The organism is Aeromonas molluscorum 848 (assembly GCF_000388115.1).
In the GTDB taxonomy this organism is placed as follows: domain Bacteria; phylum Pseudomonadota; class Gammaproteobacteria; order Enterobacterales; family Aeromonadaceae; genus Aeromonas; species Aeromonas molluscorum.
Genome location: NZ_AQGQ01000212.1, coordinates 1 through 5,826, shown reverse-complemented (window position 1 = coordinate 5,826; position 5,826 = coordinate 1). Strand labels below are relative to the sequence as shown.

7 protein-coding genes are annotated in these 5,826 nt (G+C 60.8%); 6 read left to right on the top strand and 1 reads right to left on the bottom strand.

Features of this window, described 5'->3' with window-relative positions:
* The 4 genes from G113_RS18605 to G113_RS18590 all read left to right on the top strand — a co-directional run.
* Positions 1–510, top strand: a 510-nt coding sequence (locus G113_RS18605) for a DMT family transporter (RefSeq protein WP_005908587.1), incomplete at its 5' end; no start/stop codon positions are given.
* A 61-nt stretch (positions 511–571) separates the two neighbouring features.
* On the top strand, positions 572–1,750 hold the full coding sequence (purT, locus tag G113_RS18600; RefSeq protein ID WP_005908585.1) for a formate-dependent phosphoribosylglycinamide formyltransferase: 1,179 nt from the start codon (positions 572–574) through the stop codon (positions 1,748–1,750).
* Positions 1,751–1,857: 107 nt separating this feature from the next.
* Positions 1,858–2,523 carry a hexitol phosphatase HxpB gene (gene hxpB / locus G113_RS18595; RefSeq protein WP_005908584.1) on the top strand — a complete coding sequence of 222 codons (666 nt, stop codon included), beginning with the start codon at positions 1,858–1,860 and terminating at the stop codon, positions 2,521–2,523.
* A gap of 198 nt (positions 2,524–2,721) precedes the next feature.
* A complete protein-coding gene (locus G113_RS18590; RefSeq protein ID WP_005908583.1) occupies positions 2,722–2,925 on the top strand; it encodes a CPXCG motif-containing cysteine-rich protein in 204 nt (67 codons plus the stop codon).
* A gap of 142 nt (positions 2,926–3,067) precedes the next feature.
* On the opposite strand, the gene G113_RS18585 is transcribed toward G113_RS18590, so the two are convergent.
* Complete coding sequence (locus tag G113_RS18585; protein WP_005908582.1) at positions 3,068–3,682, bottom strand: riboflavin synthase; 615 nt, start codon at positions 3,680–3,682, stop codon at positions 3,068–3,070.
* Between the two features lie 132 nt (positions 3,683–3,814).
* Here G113_RS18585 and G113_RS18580 point away from each other — a divergent pair, with 132 nt between their 5' ends.
* Entirely contained in the window at positions 3,815–4,021 is a 207-nt protein-coding gene (locus G113_RS18580) for a YaeP family protein (protein ID WP_005908580.1), read from the top strand.
* Positions 4,022–4,271: 250 nt separating this feature from the next.
* A complete protein-coding gene (locus G113_RS18575; RefSeq protein ID WP_040319383.1) occupies positions 4,272–5,639 on the top strand; it encodes an MATE family efflux transporter in 1,368 nt (455 codons plus the stop codon).
* Positions 5,640–5,826: the final 187 nt, after the last annotated feature.

The following is a 5,826-nucleotide window of genomic DNA, read 5'->3' as shown; positions in this document are numbered from 1 at the left end:
AGCAGAGCCCGTATTCTGGCGACCCTGGCCGGTTTTGTCGGCGCCATGCTGATCCTGGCACCCTGGACGGATGAGTTTAGCTGGGCTTCCCTGCTGCCGGTGGCGGCAGCCCTGTTCTGGGCCGGTTACTCCCTGCTGGTGCGCTACCAGGCGGCGAGCGAATCGTCCCACACTATCGTGGTCTACCTGCTCATCTTCAGCACCCCCTTCAACGCCATGCTGGCGTTGCCGGAGTGGCAATGGCCGACTGAAACCCAGTGGCTGTTGGTTGCCGCTTCTGGTGTCTTGTCTGCCTTGGCCCAGATGTCCATCGCCCGCGCCTACAGCGTGGCAGAGGCATCCTTTGTACAGCCGTTCGACTTTGCCAAGCTGCCCATGAACGTGCTGGCCGGCTGGCTGGTATTTGGCTGGGCACCGCCCGGCCGATTGTGGCTGGGAGCCGCCATCATCATTGGCGCCATCACCCTGCTCACGCATCTGGAGCAGCGTGCCCACAAGTCCGTTTCCTGAGGTACGCCATGCGTGCCTCTTTTTTTATCCTCTAATGACCATCGACATCGGGAGATATCATATGTTTGGAACCGCTACCCGCCCCGGCGCCACCCGCGCCCTGCTGCTTGGATCTGGTGAACTTGGCAAGGAGGTGGCCATCGAGCTGCAACGGTTCGGGATCGAGGTGATCGCCGCCGATCGTTATCCCGATGCCCCCGCCATGCAGGTGGCCCACCAAGCCCGGGTGCTGGACATGCTCGATGGCAATGCTCTGCGTGCCCTGGTGGCAGAGGTCAAACCCGACCTCATCATTCCCGAAATAGAGGCCATCGCCACAGATACCCTGGCGCAGCTTGAGCAGGAAGGGGTCAAGGTAGTACCAAACGCCCGCGCCACCCAGCTCACCATGAACCGGGAAGGGATCCGCCGCCTCGCCGCAGAGGAGCTGGGCCTGCCCACCTCCCCCTACCGCTTCGCCCAGAACAAGGTAGAGTTTGACGCCGCAGTCGAGGCCATCGGCCTGCCCTGCGTGGTCAAACCGGTAATGAGCTCATCCGGCAAGGGCCAGAGCCTGCTACGGGATCTGGTCAAGCTGGACGAGAGCTGGACCTACGCCCAGGAGGGTGGCCGCGCCGGTCGTGGCAAGGTGATTGTTGAAGGATTCGTCCCCTTCGAGTACGAGATCACCCTGCTCACGGTGCGGGCCGTCGATGGCATTCATTTTTGCGACCCCATAGGCCACCGCCAGGAAGATGGCGACTACCGCGAATCCTGGCAGCCACAGGCGATGAGCGAGCTGGCGCTGGCCCGCGCCAAGGAGGTGGCGGCCAGGGTGGTCGAGGCACTGGGCGGCTATGGCCTGTTCGGGGTCGAACTGTTCATCAAGGGCGACGAGGTGTGGTTCAGCGAAGTCTCCCCTCGTCCCCATGATACCGGCATGGTGACCCTGATCTCCCAGGATCTCTCCGAATTTGCCCTCCATGTGCGCGCCATCCTGGGGCTGCCCATCGGTACCATCACCCAGTACGGGCCGAGTGCCTCGGCCGTGGTGCTGCGCGATGGTCACAGTCAGAACATCCGCTATCAGGGCATTGGCGAGGCGCTGGCATTGGTGTCGGGCGCTCAGCTGCGGTTGTTTGGCAAGCCCGAGATCGCCGGTCGCCGCCGACTCGGGGTCGCCCTGGCCCGTGGGCAGCAGTGTGAAGAGGCGGTGGAAAAAGCCAAGGCGGTCGCTGCCCGGGTCGAGGTGATTTTTTAACAGGAAACAGCCGTTAAGATGATCAGGCGCAAGGGGCATGAGGATGCCCCTTTTGCATTTTCTCGTCCGGTTTATAATTCCTCATTCAAATTTGTCAGGAGTACAAGATGTTAGCTGCCGTTATCTTCGATATGGATGGTGTTCTGATCGACTCTGAACCCTTTTGGCAACGGGCCCAGATGGCGGTGTTCTCCGAACTGGGTCACCCCCACAGTGAAGCCGACTGCGACTCGACCATAGGGATACGTATCGATCAGCTGGTGGCACACTGGTATCGGCTTCGCCCCTGGGTGGGTCCCAGCCAGGAAGAGGTAGTGCAACGCATTCTGGACAGGGTAAATGCCCTGATCTTGAGCGAGGGTCAGCCCAAGGCGGGGGTACTGGAGGCGCTGGCGCTGATTGAAGCACAGGGTCTTAAAGTGGGCCTGGCGACCTCCTCCCCCTTCGCCATGGTCGAAGCGGTGCTCGGCAAACTCGGCATTCGCGATCGTTTCCTGGCGGTGCATTCTGCCGAGGTGGAACCTTTCGGCAAACCCCATCCGGACGTCTATATCCATGCCGCCGAGAAGCTCGGGGTCCTGCCGATGCACTGCCTCGCCATCGAAGATAGCTTTACCGGGCTGCTGGCGGCCAAGGCGGCCTCGATGCGGGCGCTGATTGTGCCCGATCCTGCGCTGCTCAATGATCCTCGTCTCGCCATCGCCGATCACAGGCTCGATTGCCTGAGCGAACTCGATGCAGAGCAACTGGCCAGCTGGGTGGCGGGCAAGTAAGGTATCCACGCCGTGCGACCCAGGCTGCACGGCGCTGCTCATTTCACTCTCACCTCAATCCGCCTCCCTTCATCCCTGATGCACCAGTCAACACCGCCCACCAATCCCTCTCTTTATGCGCGGGCTCCCAGTCAGCAGGCGAGGCACTGACTAGACTGAATGCATTGGCCATTCACCCTTGGCCTTAGGGAGATCACCATGCTCGACTACATCAACAAACGAATAGTCTGCCCCCATTGCGGCCACCACACCCAAGTGGCACTGGATGCCAGCCAGGGAGATCAAGAGTTCTATGAAGACTGCATGGCCTGCTGCAACCCCATACACCTGCGGCTGCACAAAGACGAGGCGCGGGATCGATTGCAACTCATGGTCGATGCGGATGACGAACAGCTGTTCTGAATCTTGACCACTCGTCCTGCAAGCCGCGGCGAGCGCCTTGATATAGACGCCAGACAGAACAGCGCCCGCGTGATGCGGGCGCTGTTTTATCTGGCCTCGGCGATCTGGCCATGGTGGCCACCGGGCAATCACTGCGGCAAGATCAGAAAGGACGCTGAGCCAGCACACGTTCGACGGTGTCGACGATGGCCTGAGTCTGGGGATCGATCTCGATGTTGGTTCGCCAGCCCACCTGAACCCAGCCCAGATTGGTGCGGGTCAGGGTCTCCGGGATGAGGTTGACGCAAAACTCATTGCCGCGCACCTCACCAACAGTCAGGCTGATGCCATCGATGCCGATATAGCCCTTGGTCAACACGTACTTCATGAGCGTGGGGGCAAGGCGATACCACACCTGACGATTGTTGGGGGTGCCTATGACCGAGATCACTTCCGCCGTGCCCATGATATGACCAGACATGGCATGACCGCCAATCTCGTCACCAAAGCGGGCGGCCCGCTCCACGTTGACCTTCTCTCCCAGCTGCAACTGGCCAAGGTTGGTCAGACGCAGGGTCTCCTGCATCAGATCGAAACTGACCCTGTCACCCTCGATACGGGTCACCGTCAGACAGCAGCCGTTGTGGGCCACCGAGGCCCCCAGTGCCAAACCCTCCCCCCATGCCAGGCTCGGCATGCGGATCACGTGGGTGCGAAAGTTGGGTAGCTCTTCGATGGCCACCAATTCGGCGGTCCCCTGCACTATGCCGGTGAACATGTCTCGTCTCCTGCTACGACAAAGGAGGCAGGTTAACCTCGGTGTGCGCTGCAAACAAGGGCGCGAGCTGACAAGCCAGCCCCTGAACGCTATAGTGGCGACGTTCGCATTCAGGTTATTAAGGAATAAATAATGCAGGTATATCAATGTTGTGAAGCGATCCGCATCGCCTATAACCAGATTGGATCCGGGGATCAGGGCTATGTCCCCCAAGCCATTGCCGCCAGCATCCGTGCCCTGGATGCGGTCGCCCGGGATGAACGCGTGCCCGCCGAATTGCGTCAGCAAGCCGCCTACGCCGCCGCCAACCTGTTGATCAGCGATCACGAAGACGCCTGATCGAGCCTGCGCGGCCCCCTTTGATGACCCGGGGCCGTGCTCGTCAACAGGGTACAGCCCGGACCATTGCTTTCGGTGATCCTTGGCGTGCTGCCTCGTAAACTACCCCATTGGGGGTTGAGTCCACTCAATCGTTTCGCTTGACCGTCAGTTACGGCTAGAATGACTCCCTCGGTGCCCCGTTCTGGTGCACCGTTCTTCTCTTTTGTTCCATCATGTCATGCCCAAGCGGCCCCCACCGGAGGTGTCAGTGCAACGTTATTGGTCCGAGGCGAGGCAACTCATTCGTCTTGCCAGCCCTATTCTGGTGGCGCAAGTTGCGCAGATTGCGATGAACTTCGTCGATACAGTGATGGCAGGGCAGGTCAGTGCCGTCGATCTCGCCGCGGTATCTGTCGCCTCCAGCTTCTGGCTGCCGGTGATCCTGCTGGTACAGGGCATCATCATGGCGCTCACCCCCATCGTCTCACAGCTCAATGGCGCCCGTAAGCGCAATGAGGTACGCCCGGCCGTCCACCAGGCGTTTTGGCTTGCCCTCATAGTGACCCCGATCGCGATGCTGGCACTTTATGTCAGCCCGCTGGCGCTGCAATACATGAACGTCGATCCCGTCATGGCGGACAAGACTGCCGGTTATCTGCATGCCATTCTCTGGGGGCTGCCTGCCTTTGCCATGTTCCAGGTGCTGCGCAACTTCAGTGAAGGGCTCTCCCATACGGTGCCGACCATGGTGATAGGCTTCGTGGGGCTGGCGGTCAACATCCCGGCCAACTACATCTTCATTCATGGTCACTTCGGCATGCCCGCGCTCGGCGGGGTCGGCTGCGGGGTGGCGACTGCCATCGTGCTCTGGGCCATGTTGCTGGCCATGATCCTCTATGTGAAGTTCTCTAGCCACTTTCGCAAAATTGCGCTGTTTGCCAGCCTGTGTCGCCCCAACGGCAGCCGGATCTGGCGTCTGTTCCGCTTGGGTTTCCCCATCGCCATGGCTATCTTCTGCGAGGTGACCCTGTTTACCGTCGTGGCCCTGATGCTAGCGCCCTTTGGCGCGGAAATAGTGGCCAGCCACCAGATTGCGCTCAACTTTTCCAGCCTGGTATTCATGCTGCCGCTCTCCATCGGGGTCGGGGTCACCATCCGGGTCGGCCACAGCATAGGAGAAGGCCTGCCGGATCACGCCCGGGTCGCGGCCCGTACCGGCCTGATGCTCGGCATCGCAGTCGCCGCCGGCACTGCCGCCCTGACGGTGCTGCTGCGCGAACAGATTGCCGCTATCTATACCGAGGACATGAATGTCATCACCCTGGCTGCCCTGCTGCTGTTCTTCGCCGCCATCTACCAGATCTCGGACTCGGTGCAGGTGATTGCCGCGGCCGCCTTGCGCGGTTACAAGGACACCCAGGCCATCTTCTACATCACCATAGTGGCCTATTGGGGCCTGGGGCTGCCAAGCGGCATGATACTGGGGCTCACCGACTGGGTGGTGCCGCGCATGGGGCCGCAGGGCTTCTGGGTCGGCTTTATCATAGGTCTGACCGGCGCAGCACTGATGCTGGGGGCCAGGCTCAAGGTCATCTATGGCCGCTTCGCCACTCCCCTGTCCTTGCAAGCGAGTTGAGAAGCGGATGGCATGCCACTTTTCGCCAGCTTGGTGAGACAGGTTTTTTGGCCGGCTCGCCTGCAAAATCAACAGGCTGCACAAGAACTGGGCAAACAGTCTCCTTTGTGCATAGAGGCTGTTGACAGCCTTGGGGGCCATGGGTAGTATGCCGTCCACGTCAGCACAGCTGGCGTGGTGAAGTGGG